Annotated in this window: 15 protein-coding genes; 4 read left to right on the forward strand and 11 right to left on the reverse strand. The window is 35.8% G+C overall.

Annotated elements, in window-relative coordinates:
- The 8 genes from nagA to ACUXEY_RS19625 form a co-directional block, all read right to left on the reverse strand.
- Complete coding sequence (gene nagA, locus ACUXEY_RS19590; RefSeq protein ID WP_461301381.1) at positions 1–1149, reverse strand: N-acetylglucosamine-6-phosphate deacetylase; 1149 nt, start codon at positions 1147–1149, stop codon at positions 1–3.
- Between the two features lie 20 nt (positions 1150–1169).
- Positions 1170–2336 carry an SIS domain-containing protein gene (locus tag ACUXEY_RS19595; RefSeq protein WP_461301382.1) on the reverse strand — a complete coding sequence of 389 codons (1167 nt, stop codon included), beginning with the start codon at positions 2334–2336 and terminating at the stop codon, positions 1170–1172.
- Between the two features lie 64 nt (positions 2337–2400).
- Positions 2401–3297 (reverse strand): ROK family protein, encoded by an 897-nt coding sequence (locus ACUXEY_RS19600; RefSeq protein WP_461301383.1) that lies wholly within the window; start codon positions 3295–3297, stop codon positions 2401–2403.
- A 108-nt stretch (positions 3298–3405) separates the two neighbouring features.
- Positions 3406–3573 carry a DUF6903 family protein gene (locus tag ACUXEY_RS19605; protein ID WP_440166123.1) on the reverse strand — a complete coding sequence of 56 codons (168 nt, stop codon included), beginning with the start codon at positions 3571–3573 and terminating at the stop codon, positions 3406–3408.
- On the reverse strand, positions 3563–5734 hold the full coding sequence (gene gnpA / locus ACUXEY_RS19610) for a 1,3-beta-galactosyl-N-acetylhexosamine phosphorylase (RefSeq protein WP_461301384.1): 2172 nt from the start codon (positions 5732–5734) through the stop codon (positions 3563–3565). The genes ACUXEY_RS19605 and gnpA overlap by 11 nt, the downstream gene beginning before the upstream one ends.
- A gap of 12 nt (positions 5735–5746) precedes the next feature.
- Entirely contained in the window at positions 5747–6736 is a 990-nt protein-coding gene (locus ACUXEY_RS19615; RefSeq protein ID WP_461301385.1) for a carbohydrate ABC transporter permease, read from the reverse strand.
- A 14-nt stretch (positions 6737–6750) separates the two neighbouring features.
- A complete protein-coding gene (locus tag ACUXEY_RS19620) occupies positions 6751–7641 on the reverse strand; it encodes a carbohydrate ABC transporter permease (protein ID WP_440166117.1) in 891 nt (296 codons plus the stop codon).
- Between the two features lie 70 nt (positions 7642–7711).
- Positions 7712–9055, reverse strand: a complete 1344-nt coding sequence (locus ACUXEY_RS19625) for a carbohydrate ABC transporter substrate-binding protein (protein WP_461301386.1) — start codon at positions 9053–9055, stop codon at positions 7712–7714.
- Between the two features lie 169 nt (positions 9056–9224).
- On the opposite strand from ACUXEY_RS19625, the gene ACUXEY_RS19630 reads away from it, so the two are divergent.
- The 3 genes from ACUXEY_RS19630 to ACUXEY_RS19640 all read left to right on the forward strand — a co-directional run bounded on the left by ACUXEY_RS19630 (position 9225) and on the right by ACUXEY_RS19640 (position 12359).
- Positions 9225–10085: a helix-turn-helix domain-containing protein gene (locus tag ACUXEY_RS19630; protein ID WP_461301387.1), complete on the forward strand. Its 861-nt coding sequence runs from the start codon at positions 9225–9227 to the stop codon at positions 10083–10085.
- Between the two features lie 69 nt (positions 10086–10154).
- Positions 10155–11018, forward strand: a complete 864-nt coding sequence (locus ACUXEY_RS19635) for a PucR family transcriptional regulator (protein ID WP_461301388.1) — start codon at positions 10155–10157, stop codon at positions 11016–11018.
- 237 nt (positions 11019–11255) lie between these two features.
- Positions 11256–12359, forward strand: coding sequence for an ABC transporter ATP-binding protein (locus tag ACUXEY_RS19640; RefSeq protein WP_461301389.1), 1104 nt, complete (start codon positions 11256–11258; stop codon positions 12357–12359).
- Positions 12360–12569: 210 nt separating this feature from the next.
- Here the strand turns inward: ACUXEY_RS19640 and ACUXEY_RS19645 are convergent, their stop codons facing one another.
- The 3 genes from ACUXEY_RS19645 to ACUXEY_RS19655 form a co-directional block, all read right to left on the reverse strand.
- A complete protein-coding gene (locus ACUXEY_RS19645; protein WP_461301390.1) occupies positions 12570–13520 on the reverse strand; it encodes a serine protease in 951 nt (316 codons plus the stop codon).
- 259 nt (positions 13521–13779) lie between these two features.
- Positions 13780–14067: an AbrB/MazE/SpoVT family DNA-binding domain-containing protein gene (locus ACUXEY_RS19650; RefSeq protein ID WP_166704537.1), complete on the reverse strand. Its 288-nt coding sequence runs from the start codon at positions 14065–14067 to the stop codon at positions 13780–13782.
- A gap of 115 nt (positions 14068–14182) precedes the next feature.
- Positions 14183–16063: an ABC transporter permease gene (locus ACUXEY_RS19655; protein WP_166704538.1), complete on the reverse strand. Its 1881-nt coding sequence runs from the start codon at positions 16061–16063 to the stop codon at positions 14183–14185.
- Positions 16064–16333: 270 nt separating this feature from the next.
- On the opposite strand from ACUXEY_RS19655, the gene nadE reads away from it, so the two are divergent.
- On the forward strand, positions 16334–17152 hold the full coding sequence (nadE, locus tag ACUXEY_RS19660) for an ammonia-dependent NAD(+) synthetase (RefSeq protein ID WP_461301391.1): 819 nt from the start codon (positions 16334–16336) through the stop codon (positions 17150–17152).
- Positions 17153–17284 lie beyond the last annotated feature (132 nt).

Below are 17284 nucleotides of genomic sequence, written 5' to 3' on the forward strand. Positions count from 1 at the left end.
TTAAGCTTGAAAACGGCATACACCGTCAAGATAGGTAGCAGTTACATCCATCTCTGGTGTCATCACAATAAAGTCAGCATCATATCCCTCAGCAATCTTCCCACATTCGCCATCCAGTTGCATACTTTTAGCTGGTGCCATGCTCGCCATGTAAATCGCTTCCTCAGGTGTGGCAATTCCCCACTCGACGACATTTTTGACAGCATCTTTTAATTGCAAAATGCTTCCTGCTAAACTTCCGTTTTCCAAACGAGTCATCCCATCTTTTACTTTCACAGGAAATTCTCCCAACTGATACATTCCTTCAGGCATACCTCCAGCCATCATACAATCAGACACCATAACAACCTTTTCTCTACCGCGGATATTCATTAAAATATTTGATGCAACGGGATGTACATGATGTCCATCACATATGATTTCGGCAAAAACATCTTTTAAATTCATGGCCGCTCCGACCATCCCTGGCTCACGATGATGCAATGGACTCATTCCATTGAAAGTATGAATAAAAATTGAAGCTCCTTTTTCAACCGCTTGCTTTGCTTCTTCATAAGTTGCATCACTGTGGGCCAACGCTACTGCAATCCCTTCTCCTACAGCATATTCAATACATTCCGCTGCCCCTTTCCTTTCAGGTGCAATCGCAATTTTTTTAATAGCATTATTTGATAATTCCTGCCAAACTTTCAACATTTCAACTGATGGGTCACAAAAATATTTCGTGTTCTGTGCTCCTTTATGCTTTTCAGTAAAAAATGGTCCTTCTAAAAAAATACCTTTAATTTTTGCACCTTGTACTTTCTTATAATTGGCACCAATCATTTCAACGATGTTATTTAACGATTCTATTGAGGATGTTAAAGTTGTCGGTAAAAAAGATGTAACGCCGCATGAAAGGAGTCCTACCGAAATTTCGTTCAGTCCTCCAAAATTATTGTCCATAATGTCGTGATTTCTAAATCCATGAATATGTGTGTCTACTAAGCCCGGAGCAATCCAATGTCCTCTATACTCAATAATTTCTGCCGTTTCCTCTGGCCTAGCTTCCAAAAAAACACCGAATTTTCCGTCTTTTATTTCTAAAAATCCAGGACCTGTGACCATCTCTTCAAGAAAAAACTTATCTGCAAAAATAAAAATAGACATGTATGTTTCCCCTATCCTAGTTACTCATATTCGTAGATGGTAACCCCTTTAACGACACGGTTTACTGTTCCTGTCGATGAAGGCGTATCCGGTGTATTGCCTACTTTTACTGAAGCTAACAGTGAGACAGTCTGCCCAATCATGACAAAAGGTAATGCTAAGTATGCATCTGGTACAGACTGAGCCTCGCTGCCGAATACAAATCTGTTCCCAGCATAATTAGTTTCTCCATCAACCTCGATGGCACAAATATAACTGGCGATGTTGTCTTGCTGCATTTCTTTTAACATATCTAAATCATATTGACGTGTATACGGATGGTTAGAAACAAACACAAAAACCAATGATTTTTCGTTTACAAATGATTTTGGACCGTGCCGGAAGCCAAGCGGTGAATCAAATGCGGTAACAATTTTTCCAGCTGTCAGTTCTAATATTTTTAATTGTGATTCTTTTGCTAAACCTTCTAAACTACCGGAACCTAAGTAAATAATTCGGTCAAAATCAAAATCTACTATCCTTTGGATAACGTCTTCTCTTTGAATGACACTTTCACCCATTTGATGGATTTTTTTCACTATATTCGATTTTTCTTCTATTGATATAGAATCAAAAACAAGTAATGCCGTTAACGCCATGCAAGTATAACTTCCTGTCATTGCAAAACCTTGATCATTTGATTTTTCAGGCATCAATAGTAATAAATTTTTTTCATTATTCACGGCCCTTTTAGCTAATTTCCCATCTTTCGCACAAGTAATCGTTATTTGATACAAATCGGTTACTATTTGCTCAGCTAATTGTACAGCAGCAACACTTTCCGGACTATTTCCGCTTCTAGCAAATGAAACAAGTAAGGTCGGAAAATCCTTTTTGAAAAATTGATAAGGATTTGAAACTAACGTAGTGGTCGGAATACTTAGTACTTCCCACTGTTGTTCATCTACTTTTTCTATTAGATAAGGGGTGACTGTATCACCAACATAAGCAGACGTTCCAGCGCCTGTAAAAATAACCCGAACCCGGTTGTGTTTCGTTACTATTTTTTGCAAAAACTCATCAATTACCTCGCTTTTCTCCTTATATAAAGCAAAGGTTTCAGCCCATAAATCAGGCTGCCGTCTTATTTCCGCCGTTGTTATCGACGCGCCTAACGAAACTAATTTGTCTTGACTTAATGTAAACATATTCGTCCACTCCTCTACCAATTTGTCATCATTTTCTCCATAAATGAAGACCGGCGCGGCCCCATTACTTACCTTCGAATACTCGTAATCCTGCACCAATAATTCCATTATTTTGCGCCAATGTACTGATGCTCATCTGCTCCAAAAGATGTTGTTGCTCAGGAAGCTGATAACTTTTTAACTTCGCTCTAATCAACTCCAGTAGAAATGGATTTTTCACAATGACACTGCCACCAAAAACCATTTTATGCGGATCTAATAAACAGGAAATCTTATAAAGACCTTGAGCTAAATAATCAGTTACCTCATTGATGATGGACTGATATTCTGGTACTCCATTTATATAACTAGCAAAAACATCCTTTGTTGAAATAGTATCTACCTGTAACTCCCTTTCGGCTATTCTCTGAATCCCTGGCCCAGCAGCAATTTTTTCTAATCGTTCATTGCCCCCCTTCGTGAGGACAGGAATCAAACCCAGTTCTCCAGCAAATCCTGCCCCCCTAAAAAATGAGCCTTTATAAATGATAGAACAAGATATTCCCGTACTTATGGTCACATAGACAAAGGTTTCATCCTCTTTTACATGCGCTGCTCTCCATTCGGCATAAGCTGCCATATAGACATCATTGTCAATCGTAATCCGCTGAATACCAAATTGCTCTTGCAAACGAACTGAAATAGGAAACTGTCCCCAAGGTAAATTGTTTTGAAAAACGGCAATTCCCTTCTCTCGATCTACTTTTCCCGGTACCCCAACACCAATCCCCTCGATATTAGCGATGGAAATCGATGATTTTTTGAGAACTTGTTCCACAGCTTCTACAACTCTACCAAACATTTTTTCTCGGTCTGAAGGATCACTTTTTATTTCCACGTGTTCAAGCAGTTCGCCTGTATCCGAAATGACTCCCGCTGCAATCTTCGTTCCCCCAATATCAATGCCGACTGCCTTTTTCATTTGTCCGCACCCCTAGGTTTGTATTTGAAGTATTGAGTAATTTTCTATACTTGTTATCGTTGAACATACATGTGCGATTCCTTGATCAATTCACTTGCCCTAGTTAATTTATACGTATTTTCGATTGTAGTCATAAAGTAACCCTAAGAGACCAGCTAACCCAATCAACATCATACCTAGTTCGAATTTACCAGCTGTCTTCTGGTAAAAAATAATTAAAGACAGGCATACGATAAACACAACAATTTTAATAATAAATAAAATATTAGCCTTCATTTGAAAAATCCTCCCATCTAATTTCACTAGGTGCCAACGTCACTTCTTTCCTGTTTCCTTGTCCGTCGTAGACAGCCGTTGTTTGTTCGATCATTGAATTGTTAACGATTGCCATTTTTTGAATAGATGGATATGCATGGACTTCACAATAAATGTTGCTCGCATGATACTTTTGGAATTCTCCTTCTTTATTAGCAGCATAGTATAACGCGCGCATCAGCAGACGTGTATTTTCTTCGCTGTATGGCAGCCCTGCTATATAGACAGCTCTGCCTTCTCCAAACGGATGACTAGAAAGGTGAACTTCTCCATTCGAATATTCGATTATTTCGGTTTTATCTGATAACGCATAAATGTTTTTCATTCCTTCACCAAAATCAAATTGGGTGCTATCAGCAGAAATAAAGTGATTTTCGACAGGGTTAATAAAATATTTATCTGTTGATAAGCTAAACCCTAATTCTTTGTCAACACCTAAGACGTTTGCCAATTGAAAATAATGTCCTTCATGCTGATAAGCTGTCGGTTCGCCAATACCTATGAAACCCCCGCCATTATACATCCAGGCCCTGACTGTAGTGACTAACTTTTCATTAATCCAATTAGCCCCTCCTGAAAAAGCTGTGCCTACATCGCCGGCATTAATGATAACGTCAATATCCTCAGGTATCCCCTCGTTAATGACATCATCAAAACTAATGAACGAAACTTCCACGGCAGCCCCGCTTAAGGATTCCAAAACACCTAAATAAGAATAAATTTGTTTATACCATAGAGCGTGCGCAACCATATGTGTTTGCCAAGTTCTCAACTTGCCCCATGAATTCAAAATTGCAACTTTAAGACCGCTGTATGCTTGAACGCCTTTAATCGTGTCATGAATTTCACGAAATTCCTCAGTAACTTTTTCAATGTAGGAGATAAATTCCGGGAATTGATAAGCTAAACTTAAATAACCGCCATAGCCGATACGATCAACAGGATTCCGCAGTAAAGCTCTTCGCGCCGTTAACCAGTTTTCATTCGCTTCAATCGTTGGGTTGTTACCTTCGTAAAACGTATCTGGGAAGAAATACGGTAAGAAACGCCCTTCTGTGTAACGAACATGCGGTATATCTGCAATCATACGTAATGTAGCTCCGCCGCCCACACTGCCTACAACTGCGTCCAATCCGATATTTTCGAAGTATTTTCCATATGGTTCTGTACCAATCCAGTTATCACCAAGGAACATCATTGCTTCTTTTCCACTTTCATGGACGATATCCACAAGTTTCTTTGCTTCTTCAGCAACAAACTTATGAACAAAATCTATATAATCTAAAAACGCAGGAGTTGGAATTCGAAACGCAGTATTATAATAACCTTGATCAACTATGTCCTCTGGCCTTAAGCGATAGCCCTTTTCTTTTTCAAAGGCATCCAAAGCTGTAACTGAAACACTAGCACCATATCCGAACCAATCAACAAATTTCTCTTTGCCAAGATTATTAAACACAAGAGTAAAATGATAGAAAAACGTTGTAAATCTGACCACATCTGTATCTGGATTTTCTGTCAGCCATTGTTTTAAATAGGTTTTCATAAATTTATTAGAATGCGGATGCCTGACATCAAAAGGAATATCATGTGGCTTATCGCCCCAATTATTAGTTATATGATTGTACATTTGAGTTGGATCCCAAATCGCATAGACTAGGAATGAAACTGTATATTCATGCCAAGGAATCGCCTTCGTAATTAAAACACAATTTTTCTCTTCGTTTACTTCCCAATCATTAACGTCAACAATTTCTCCTGTTGTCCGATCGATTACCTCCCAGTATTTTTTAGGACTGTGAATGTAATCCGGCTTTAATTGTTCCTCAAAGTAGCCTTTCATAAAATCAATTTCAAGGTTGTCAGTAAGCGCAGTATTGAACAAGCTCATTAAATAAAGTTGCTGGCATTCATCCATGTGCTTCTCTGCGAACTCATTGTGAGCTCGTGCAACAAAATAGGTCGTATAAATTTTCGCATCCAACTGTTTAATTTCATCATCTAGTTTCGTTCCATCACTATCGCGAATCGCATCCGCACCCCATCGTTCCATCAATTCTTTTGTTTCCTTAAGGAAATTTTCTTCACTCGGTAAAGTAACACGGCCTATTTTCTTTTTCATGTAAATCCTCCTCTAATCCTTTAAACCACCAAGGGTCATTCCTTGTGTTAATTTTTTTTGAACAATGATGTATAAAATCAAAGTTGGTAGCATGACAAGAACCATACCTGCATACATTTGACCATAGTTCGCAGCAGATTTTTGAGCTGCCATCAAGTTCATTAATCCAACAGGTAACGTTTTATTTGGTCCTGGAATTAATGTTAAGGCAATAATGTATTCATTCCAAAAGGCAAGAAAATTAAATAAAATGACGGCAATAATACTTGGACGAGCTATCGGAATCATGACTGAAATCATTGTTTTAAAATATCCGGCACCATCGACCAATGCCGCTTCCTCATACGTGGATGGAAGAGATTGAAAAAAACTAGACAGCAAGTAAATGGTAAATGGTAACGCCGTCGCCGCATATACGACAGCTAAAATAAATAAATTGTCTAGTAGAAATCCTTCACCAAGCTGGTCTTGTAAAAAGGTATCTCCGTCCAATAACATCAAGAAAATTGGAACAACAATGTAGTTCACATTGATGAATAACCCAGCTTTAAAAAAAGTATTTATTAATTTGCTTCCTCTAAAAGTATATCTTGCTAACACATATGCTGCTGGTAAGGCCACAATCAATAAAATGACCAGAGCCAACGCAGTTACCATGACTGAATTCAACATGTATGTACCCATGTTAGCCTTTTGGAAAGCATCGATAAAGTTTTGAAAATAGAAGCTTTTCGGCATGGCCCAAGGACTTCCATAAAACTCCGAGTTTTTCTTCACTGAGGCTAAGAAAACCCATGCAACAGGAATAATGATAGAAATTGCTAACGTAATCAGTGCTACATATATAAAACAGCGATATATTGCTTCTGTAGTCATACCTTTTTGGGGCTTAACTGTTTTTTGGGCTTTATAAGCTGCTTCTACAATCATTTCTTTTTCGGCTTCCATCATTTTTGGATCTCGATAAGCTGTTTCTGTAGTCATTCTTTTTTGTGTTTCCATCGTTTTGGACCTCCTTAATACTCCAACACTTCCCTTTTAGTGACACCGCTTATAATTGCAGATAATGCGAATGAGAATAGGAAAATGACCACTCCAATAGCCATACCGTAACCGTAAGAAGAATTAGTGTAAGCTTGCTTATACATGTAGCTTAAAAACACTTCCGTCGATCCGTCAGGTCCCCCGCCAGTCATTGCTTGAACGAGTAGAAAACTTAAATTAATCGTACTAATAACGAAGAAAGTTAACGTCGTCCGAATGTTATTCCAAATTAATGGTAAAGTAATACTGAAAAATTGTCTGATCCGTCCAGCCCCTTCCAAAGCGGATGCTTCATAAAAACTTTCCGGAATACTTGCCATTGCCGCCATATACATGACCATATAGTAACCAATCGCTTGCCAAATGAGTGCCCCGCCAATGCTGTAAATAGCAATTTTTTGATTGCCGAGCCACATCTTTTGAAGATTTTCAAGGTTAAATAAAGCAAGTATATTATTTAACAATCCTGTAGTCGGATCATAAACTGCAGAAAATATTCCCGCGATAACTACAACTGATAAGATATTAGGGAGATAAAATATAATTCGAAAGAAGCCTTTACCTTTTATTTTTTCTCTCGTTAACAAAGTAGCAAATAAGATCGCCATCACCATCGTGATAATTGTCACAATAACAATTAATACAATACTGTTTTGGAGAGATCGAAAGAAATTCATATCATTCCATAAAATCTTAAAGTTATCGAGCCCAACGAATACTTTATTATTAGAAAATCCTCCCCACTTATATAAGGACATCCTGAATACCTCAATCGTAGGAACAATCATAAAAACGGCTAACAGGATTAGTGCGGGTGCAGTACAAACAAAAATAAAAATTCTTTTTTCTGTTGTCTTATTCATGCCATCACCTCAGTTAATAAGTACAACGGTGAGACTAGGCGACTCACCATTGTACATAGTGAAAACGAATTTATTTTAATGCAGACCGTAATTGGTCACTCACTTTTTCAACAGAGCTTTGCCAATCTTTCACCTTTTTATCACCAGATACAACACTGTCAATCGTTCTAAATAATGTATCTGGCATACTTACACCTTCAACAGCTTTCGTTGCAGCAAATCCACCTATTCCCACTTTCACTCCATTATCATAGATACTATAGAATGATTTATTTTCACCTGTCAGTTTATTAGAAAGGCCTTTGATAGGCTGGATCGCACTCGACTCAGCAAAAATTTCAGCTGCCTTATCCGAATAAACAAACGTCATGAAATCTTTAGCAAGTTGTTTATTTTTAGCTGCAGAAGGAATCCACATTTGCTCAAAGAAAGTAAATGCATAACGGTCGCTATTAGCATCAATTGTCGGTAAAGCCATCATGCCCCATTCAAACCCTTTAGATCGAGGAGCTTCTTTCATTTCACCAACTACCCACGTACCATTTGGCATAAACAAAGCTTTGTTATCGAGAATCAATTGTTGATTTTTCTTGTAGTCTTTATCATTTGCATTCGCAACAGTAGTTGGCTCTGTGTATTTTCCTAATTTTCCGATAATTTCAAAAGATTTTGTTGCTTCAGAAGTTTCCCAAACACCATCTGTATATTTCATAGCTTTATTAAATAACTCAGGTCCGCCCACCCCTAGTAGTAAAGAGTAGAAGAATGTATCAAAGTAGCCTGTAGTAGGATAAGTAAATAATGAAATCCCTTCTGCTTTCGCTTTATCTCCTAAAGCCCACATTTCGTCCCAAGTCTTCGGCACTTCCCAACCTTTTTCTTTTAATAAACTAGCATTATAAAATAATCCAGTTGGACTATAGAACATCGGTGCCATATAAATTTTACCGTCATTATAAGGGTTAGTTGCAGGTGTACCAGTAAGCCCTGGTACTAACTTATCTTTGACTTTAACATCTTCACCATAAACATTTTTATCAAAAACATCGGTAATGTCTTCTAATGCTTTATCTTTAATCAAAGTTTCTGTTAGCGCCTGTTTTCTCCCGGTTGCCAACAACACAACATCCGGATATTTTCCTGCTTTCATATTTGAGCCTATGACATCCTCAAGATTTTTGTCCACTGTCAATTTAACCTCAACTTTTGGATTAGCAGCTTCATATGCGTCAATCACTTTGCTCCACATCTCTTTACCATAAGCCGATTCAAGTGTTGCCACATGAAGGGTTTGTTTTTCACTGGAGCCTTTACCATCCTTAGATTTATCAACTTTTGTAGTATTACCTTGGCAAGCTATTAAACTAAAAGATAACAAAGCTGTCATTCCAGACAACAATAACTTTTTTTTCATCTCTATTTACCCCCATCTCCTAATCTTCCTTTCATAATTAAAGAATACAAAATAGATAACGCTTTCACAATAAACATCTTGTTCTGTTTTTTAGATATCTTGCTTTTTACTGCATATCCCACTAAAATCTTTATACAATAGATAAAAAGTCTACGAAGGAGAGATTCATTTGTCCAATGAAGTATATGAGATTCCACAATTTCAACGAAACCATCTTCCAGTAAAGCTTCTTTATATGACAAAATCAAAATACGATAAAGATTGGCATAGCACCATTCACGCTCATCACTTTACAGAGCTATTGTATATTACTAAGGGCAAAGGAACTTTTATCTTTTACAAAGAAGAAATCCCTGTCCAAGAACACAATTTGATTATCATTAATCCAAATATCGAGCACACGGAAAAGTCTGATACAGATCACCCACTCGAATACATCGCACTTGGTATTCAAGGTCTGTCCTTTTCATCCTTAGAAAATCCTAGCCCAGTCACTATTCATAATTATAGCCAGGATCAAAAAAACTTTCTCTTCTATCTTCAGCAATTGGTCGAGGAAGTGGAAAACCACCAAGAAGATTACAACTTAATTATACAAAATATTCTGGAAATTCTACTACTTAAAATGATGAGAAAAAAATCTTTTAATGTAGAGAAAACATCTACTCAAAAAATTAATAAAGATATTGAATTTATTAAAAACTATATTAAGCAGCATTTTCACGAAAATATCAGCCTGGATACATTAGCAAGCATCAGTCATATTAATAAATATTATTTATCCCATTCTTTCAGGAAATTCGTCGGTGTTTCGCCTATTGAATATTTAATTCAAACTCGTATTAGAGAAAGTAAAATATTGTTAGAAACTACTAATTATTCGATTTCTAACATTTCAACCATTACCGGTTTTTCTTCCCAATCATTCTTTGCACAATCATTTAAACGGGAAACGACTCTATCACCTTCACAATACAGAAACGCTATAAATTCTAGCAAAAACAAACTAGATTCTAGTGCGAAAATTTAAAGATAATTACAATGAATCTATACTTCTTTACTATATTGTTACTATAATTTTTGAAAGAAGAGTGTTCCTATGATTCAACAATTAAAAACATATTATGGTGAGGATATCAAAATCAATGAAGCTGTGTTGTCTGAAGATTATAGCTGGTTTTTAGTTGACGGAAACAAAGTCGGGATTCGAAAAATCCGATTACACCAAAGAGAACATCAATTGCTTTCATCTATCTTAACACCTATTCATACTGACACATTTTATAAAACAGAAAAAGAAAAATTGTGGCATGAAGCATTATACAAAAATAATAATATTTCTATACTATCAGTTCGTTTTTTACACTTCTTCACAACACAACCTATAGTAGAAAGAGATGAATTTCAAGATGCTTTACAGTCTATGTTTTCTTTTCCTACTACAATGTTATGGGAAACTTCGCAAGCAGGTGTCCTCATCTTAGAAGAAAACATGATAGAATCTGTATTGCAAACAGCCCTAGATACACTAGAAACGGACTTTTTTATATCCCTATCCTTCTTTGTTGGGAAACGCTATTCACAAACAACTGAATTTGCTTATCTGTACCAATGGGAGCGAAAACTATTTTCTATTCTTTCTCCCTATTTATATAAAAAAATTACATACATTGAACAACTGCTCCCTTATCAATTAATAATTTCATTACCGAAAGAAGAAAGAAATAAATACACGAATCAATTATTAGCTCACATTTCTAATGACAAAGAACTAATAGATAGTGTTAAAGTATTCTTTGAATGTAACTTAAATGTATCTCTTGCAGCGAAACAATTATATTTACATCGTAATACTTTACAGTATCGAATTGATAAATTCATTGAAAAAACAGGAATTAATATTAAAACTTTTGAAGGTGCAGTAGCAGTTTATATGGCGTTTCTTTCTTTAGATGTCTCATGAAAGACAATATAATATTCATTTTTCTTATACCATCATCGTTTTATAATTGCGTGACTTGGAAGCTCTTTTCACTTATTTCTCTTATCTATAGATGAACTTTCGTCTATAGGAGCTTTCTCGTATCTTAAATCTGTAAACTTGCATAAAAGCCTCTTATTTTTTTGTGCACAATGCCAATTTACTTACGCTTTAAATAATCTTATAATTCGATTAATTACAAAAAAGGAGTGAATATTTATGGCTGAACTTGTATTAGATCATATTTTTAAAGTTTATGATAATAAAACCACTGCTGTTTCCGACTTTAATTTACATATTGAAGATAAAGAGTTTATCGTATTTGTCGGTCCTTCTGGATGCGGGAAATCAACAACTCTACGTATGATTGCAGGTTTAGAAGATATTTCTGATGGTTCGTTTTACATTGATGGAGAGCGTATGAATAATGTCGCTCCAAAAGATCGCAACATTGCGATGGTATTTCAAAATTACGCACTTTACCCGCATATGACTGTTTATGATAATATCGCGTTTGGTTTAAAACTACGTAAACTTCCGAAAGATGAAATTAATCGCCGCGTAACGGACGCAGCGAAAATCTTAGGGCTTGAAGATTACTTACAACGAAAACCGAAGGCATTATCAGGTGGACAACGCCAACGGGTTGCACTAGGAAGAGCTATCGTCCGTGACGCCAAAGTATTTTTAATGGACGAGCCTCTATCGAATTTAGACGCAAAATTACGCGTAAGTATGCGTTCAGAAATCTCAAAACTGCACCGTCGTTTAAATACGACTACTATATATGTGACACATGATCAAACAGAAGCAATGACAATGGCATCACGTCTTGTCGTTATGAAAGATGGGCTCATTCAACAAGTCGGAACTCCAAAAGAAGTATATGATACTCCTGAAAACATATTTGTTGGCGGATTCATAGGTTCTCCAGCTATGAATTTCTTTACCGGAACATTACAAGATAACTATTTTCATATGGAAAATATCCGCTTCAAAGTACCAGATGGCCAACTAAAAACATTAAAACAAAAAGGGTATAATGGACAAAAAATTATACTCGGCATTCGTCCTGAAGACATTCATGATGAACCTATCGTTCTTCAATCTTCTCCTGAATCCACAGTCGAAATTACAATAGAAGTTGCTGAATTATTAGGTGCTGAAACGATGATTCATGGAAAACTTTCAAATCAAAACTTTATTGCGCGAATTAACGCTCGTTCCGAGATTAAGGCTAACGATACACTTCCATTAGCTTTTAGCTTAGCGAAAGCACACTTTTTCGATATCACTACCGAACAAAGGATACGTAATAATTGACGGATAGCCCCAAAAAATTCGGACAGAATGGTCCTGTACGTAAATCAAAATTTTCATTTTAATTGCATGCATAGCTTCTACTTCAAAAAAATAGATATAGCTATGTCAACCATTTTGTGAAAAAGAATTAAACGCTAGATTCCACGGTATATGCGACAGAAGCATACTAAAAAACATCTCCTATGAATAGGAGATGTTTTTTAGTATTTTCTATTCTTTTAATAAATCTATTAATCCATTCCCTTCAGATGTACGTTCATATCCTAAAGGTACAGTTCTTTTAATAAGTTGTGCATATATTTCTGGCTCTGATAATTTTCTATCATATTCCCTCTCACACTGCTTAATAAGCAATGCTAGTGCTCCAGCGACATGAGGTGTCGCCATAGAAGTTCCACTTAATACCGCATATTTCCCTTCAAGATACGTAGATAAAATTTCATCACCTGGCGCCACTAAGTCAATTTCTTGATTCGAATTACTAAAACATGCGATTTTTCGTTCTAAATTGACAGCGCCGACTTCAATTACTTCCGAGTAAGCACCTGGGTAATCTAGTTCCTCCGTGTTATCATCACAATCTCCATTATTCCCAGCAGCACATACGACGAGAACATCTTGCTTTACTGCGTTTTGAATTGCTTCATGTAATTCTGGAACGTCTTGCGGGCCACCAAGTGACATTGATATAACTCTAACTCTTTCTTTATTAGGCCCTCTCCAATTTACAGCATAATGAATCGCCTCAATAATTTGCTCATAACTTCCAGAACCGTCTCCCGCTAAAATCTTTAACACTAACATTTTAGCAAGTGGTGCGACTCCTAAAACCCCAACACCATTTTCAGTCGCTGCAATTGTCCCTGCTACATGAGTACCGTGGCCATTATTATCAAGATAAATATTCGGGTCCCCTTCGTAATCTTTCGTGAAATTTCTTCCGCCGATAATGCGATCCTTCAAATCTATATGATTCATATCACACCCTGTATCTAATACGGCAACGACAATATCTTTTCCTTTCGCACTCTTCTCCCATACTTGCGGAGCATGAATGAGTTGTACACCTGGTGGAATTTCATTTACTTGTTCAACCACCTTTTCGACTGTAAAAGGAATCAATTGTATACCTTTTTGTTTATTCGCTGTACTACTATTCATCGTAATCCCTCCTGAAAATAAATTATTTTCATTTCAGACCACTTTTGAAAATGCTTAAATGTAACATTCGTTTTATTCGTTTCGTATTCCTCCCTTAAAAATATTTCTCAATATAGCTTACTAATTTTATACTACTCTTTTATTTATCTCGTAATTTTTCGTGTCTAAAAATTACGAGATAAATAAAAGGACCAATTTAGTGGTCCTTTTATAGTTTTTAAAGAATGATATGAAATTTTAAAAATAATTTAAATTAAGACTAAGCCTCACTCTTATTTAAAAACTTCTCTATTTCTTTTATGAGATGTTTCGCTCCCTCTATACTAACAGTAATGTTTCCATTTGCTAATGATATGTTTTGATTTGAAACATCACCTGTTATTTGACAAGCATTGTAAGGTTGATATTTTTGTAAAATGACTTTGTCTTCTTCTACGAAAATTTCAAGTGGTGATTTGATTTGTATTCCCAATACATCACGTAATTCTTTAGGAATAACAATTCGTCCTAATTCGTCTACTTTTCGAATAACTCCTGTTGCTTTCATATTACTCCCCCCTTACTTTCTATTATTTTTTCCACCTCGCTCTTTCCATTTTATCACTTTTTGGTAATACTTGTCTCTTTTTAGAAAATTTTGTACTCAAGTTAAAAAAACACAGTTAACGAATACGTAACCTCTCTTTCAATTGTTTTAAATAACGAGATCTTATCAGTAAAAAGTAACCTACTTGAATTCCTACGAAAATACTTAATACAATCGCATTTTCTTTAAATAGTGAGTACTCAAACATCTGTCCCAGTGCAGTTAACGCTACTGCTCCATGTAATGTTGCAACACCTATTGGAACAAAGAATAAAAGTGCCAATCGAATTGTAACTACTTTCGCTAATTCTCCGCTCGTTAAACCTACTTTTCGAATCATTTCAAATAAACGAGTATCATCCTCCAAATCAGAAAACAAACGGAAGTAAAGGAAGCTTCCTGCACATACGAAAAATACGATACCAATAAAGAAACCTACAAATAGAATCGGTCCTGCGATTTGTAAACTTTGATTTTGTTCATACTCTTCTGCACTAAACATTACATGTTCTTCATAAGTCTTCATTTGATGAGTAAGCTCTTTACCAACCTCTATTTCATCTTGCGTTCCTTCTGTTTTGTACACATAATCTTTTTCCTCTTTAAATCCATCTTGTAATGCATCATATTGATTTTTAGAGATTACATAGACGTTACCTCTTAGTATTTTACTTAATGAAGAAGTATTAACTTTTTTCACTTTTAAAGATTCATTCAAATGTGGTAAAGTAATTTCTTTTCTTTCCTTCATTGGTGGTCCTGGTATATCGACTGCTAAAAATAAAACTTCTTTATTTGCTACAGTTTGAAATGGTTCTCCTGTTAACTTCGCATATTTCTCATAATCTGATTCTCTTATGAAAACGGCATTTCTTAACGACTGCTCCTCCGCCTTTTTCGTTGAAATATTCGTTTTAGAAGCTGCTATACTATGTTTCTTTAATCCTTCGTCAATCATCTTCAAATGCTGTGATTCATTACTATTTCCTTGCTTAGAATGATACTGAAACGCAATAGGTCTCTCCATAATCCCTTTCGTCATTGACGTGAAACCAACTAATGTACCTATTGCTGAAAATGCTACAGTTGAAATAATAGTTACAATAAAGAACATTCTTGCGTTATCTCTCATACGGTAAGCTAAATCTGACAACGTAATAATATTTGTCTGTGTCCAATAGAAACGTTTACTTTTTTTACATAGTCTAATAATAAAGACACTCAACTGCTTGTACAGCAAATACGTACCAATAATGACTACCGTTGTAACAGGAATCATCATGACAAATACCATTGCACCGTGTGACATAAGTGCTCCTGCATATCCCGCACTAAGCAATATAACCGCTAGTATAGAAGAAATAATGGATGCTTTCGGTTCCGGCTTTGCTTCTGCTGATCCTCTAAACAATTTCATAATTTTATTTTTTCGAATCATTCCTGCACTAAATAATGAAATAATCATGAATAATACGAAAAACATTATACTCGTTACAACAATGGCTTTCATTGGTATGTAATACGCTAAAGAAATATCTAATTTTAATATCATCGGAGCTACAAATATTAATATTCCGGAAAATATCATTCCAGCAAGTATTCCAAAAATAATGGCCCCTATCCCAATCATAATATTTTCAAAGAAGATAAGACGCTTTAATTGATATTTCGTCATACCTAACATCATTAAAATTCCTAATTCACGCTTTCTCGTTTTTAAAAACATTCCCATCGAATATAAAATAAAGAAAAACGTAAATAAGTAAATAATGGACTGTGCAAAAGACATACTTACGAATACATACCGTCCCAATTCTCCAGCGCTTAATGCCGGATGAAACGCAAAAAATGAGTACACAAAAAAGGCCATAATTGCAAATGCACTACTTAAAAAATATGCTGAGTATGTTCGTCTATTTCGCGTTACATTCCTGTATGCGAGTTCTCTAATGTTCATATTACTTCTCCGCCCTTCTGCTAACTATGTTCTCATATTAGTAAAATGCGGAAATAGCTTCCATCGATTCAAATGACAAAAACCTTACATTATTGAAAGGTTTCAAAAAAATTGCTTAAATGAAACAGTTTCATTATAATGACTACATTCATATTCATACACGTATCCTATTGTATATTCGTTAGTTTTGCGAAATAATAAAGGATAGAAGTATGTACCAATATACATATAAACTTATTTACCGCTTTAATATGAATAGGAGGAAACATAATGACATTACAAGAACAGATTATGAAAGCATTACATGTTCAGCCTGTAATTGATCCGAAAGCAGAAATCCGTAAACGTGTTGATTTTTTAAAAGATTATGTAAAAAAAACAGGTGCGAAAGGGTTTGTACTTGGAATTAGTGGCGGACAAGACTCTACATTAGCTGGACGTTTAGCTCAGCTTACAGTGGAGGAAATTCGTAATGAAGGTGGTAACGCAACGTTTATCGCCGTGCGCCTTCCTTATAAAGTACAAAAAGATGAAGATGATGCGCAATTAGCATTGCAATTTATTCAAGCTGATCAATCTGTTGCATTTGATATCGCTTCAACAGTTGATGCTTTCTCAAATCAATACGAAAACTTATTAGGTGAATCATTAACAGATTTCAATAAAGGTAACGTGAAAGCACGTATCCGTATGGTTACGCAGTACGCAATCGGTGGTCAACAAGGATTACTTGTGATTGGAACTGATCACGCTGCAGAAGCTGTTACAGGATTCTTTACAAAATTCGGAGATGGTGGTGCAGACCTTTTACCATTAACGGGATTAACGAAACGTCAAGGACGTGCTCTATTACAAGAATTAGGTGCGGATGAGCGACTTTACTTAAAAATGCCAACAGCTGATTTATTAGATGAAAAACCAGGTCAAGCTGATGAAACTGAGTTAGGTATTACGTATGATCAACTAGATGATTATTTAGAAGGTAAAACAGTTCCAGCTGACGTAGCAGAAAAAATTGAAAAACGTTACACAGTGAGCGAACATAAAAGACAAGTTCCAGCATCAATGTTTGATGATTGGTGGAAATAAATAAAACATAAAAAAGAAGCTAATCTCATTAGCTTCTTTTTTCAGGCTGTGGAGAAAGTCTTCTCCACAGCCTATTTTTGTGTCTGAACCTCTTTTTATGTGTCAACACTGATAAAAAAGAGGAAAAGGAGA

The sequence above is a fragment of the Bacillus sp. F9_6S_D1_P_5 genome, assembly GCF_054823925.1.

What these genes read in the sequence shown, in the direction of transcription:
- nagA (WP_461301381.1), bottom strand. Translation starts at nt 1,149, where the DNA reads ATGTCTATTTTTATTTTTGCAGATAAGTTTTTTCTTGAAGAGATGGTC.
- ACUXEY_RS19595 (WP_461301382.1), bottom strand. Translation starts at nt 2,336, where the DNA reads ATGTTTACATTAAGTCAAGACAAATTAGTTTCGTTAGGCGCGTCGATA.
- ACUXEY_RS19600 (WP_461301383.1), bottom strand. Translation starts at nt 3,297, where the DNA reads ATGAAAAAGGCAGTCGGCATTGATATTGGGGGAACGAAGATTGCAGCG.
- ACUXEY_RS19605 (WP_440166123.1), bottom strand. Translation starts at nt 3,573, where the DNA reads ATGAAGGCTAATATTTTATTTATTATTAAAATTGTTGTGTTTATCGTA.
- gnpA (WP_461301384.1), bottom strand. Translation starts at nt 5,734, where the DNA reads ATGAAAAAGAAAATAGGCCGTGTTACTTTACCGAGTGAAGAAAATTTC.
- ACUXEY_RS19615 (WP_461301385.1), bottom strand. Translation starts at nt 6,736, where the DNA reads ATGGAAACACAAAAAAGAATGACTACAGAAACAGCTTATCGAGATCCA.
- ACUXEY_RS19620 (WP_440166117.1), bottom strand. Translation starts at nt 7,641, where the DNA reads ATGAATAAGACAACAGAAAAAAGAATTTTTATTTTTGTTTGTACTGCA.
- ACUXEY_RS19625 (WP_461301386.1), bottom strand. Translation starts at nt 9,055, where the DNA reads ATGAAAAAAAAGTTATTGTTGTCTGGAATGACAGCTTTGTTATCTTTT.
- ACUXEY_RS19635 (WP_461301388.1), top strand. Translation starts at nt 10,155, where the DNA reads ATGATTCAACAATTAAAAACATATTATGGTGAGGATATCAAAATCAAT.
- ACUXEY_RS19640 (WP_461301389.1), top strand. Translation starts at nt 11,256, where the DNA reads ATGGCTGAACTTGTATTAGATCATATTTTTAAAGTTTATGATAATAAA.
- ACUXEY_RS19645 (WP_461301390.1), bottom strand. Translation starts at nt 13,520, where the DNA reads ATGAATAGTAGTACAGCGAATAAACAAAAAGGTATACAATTGATTCCT.
- ACUXEY_RS19650 (WP_166704537.1), bottom strand. Translation starts at nt 14,067, where the DNA reads ATGAAAGCAACAGGAGTTATTCGAAAAGTAGACGAATTAGGACGAATT.
- ACUXEY_RS19655 (WP_166704538.1), bottom strand. Translation starts at nt 16,063, where the DNA reads ATGAACATTAGAGAACTCGCATACAGGAATGTAACGCGAAATAGACGA.
- nadE (WP_461301391.1), top strand. Translation starts at nt 16,334, where the DNA reads ATGACATTACAAGAACAGATTATGAAAGCATTACATGTTCAGCCTGTA.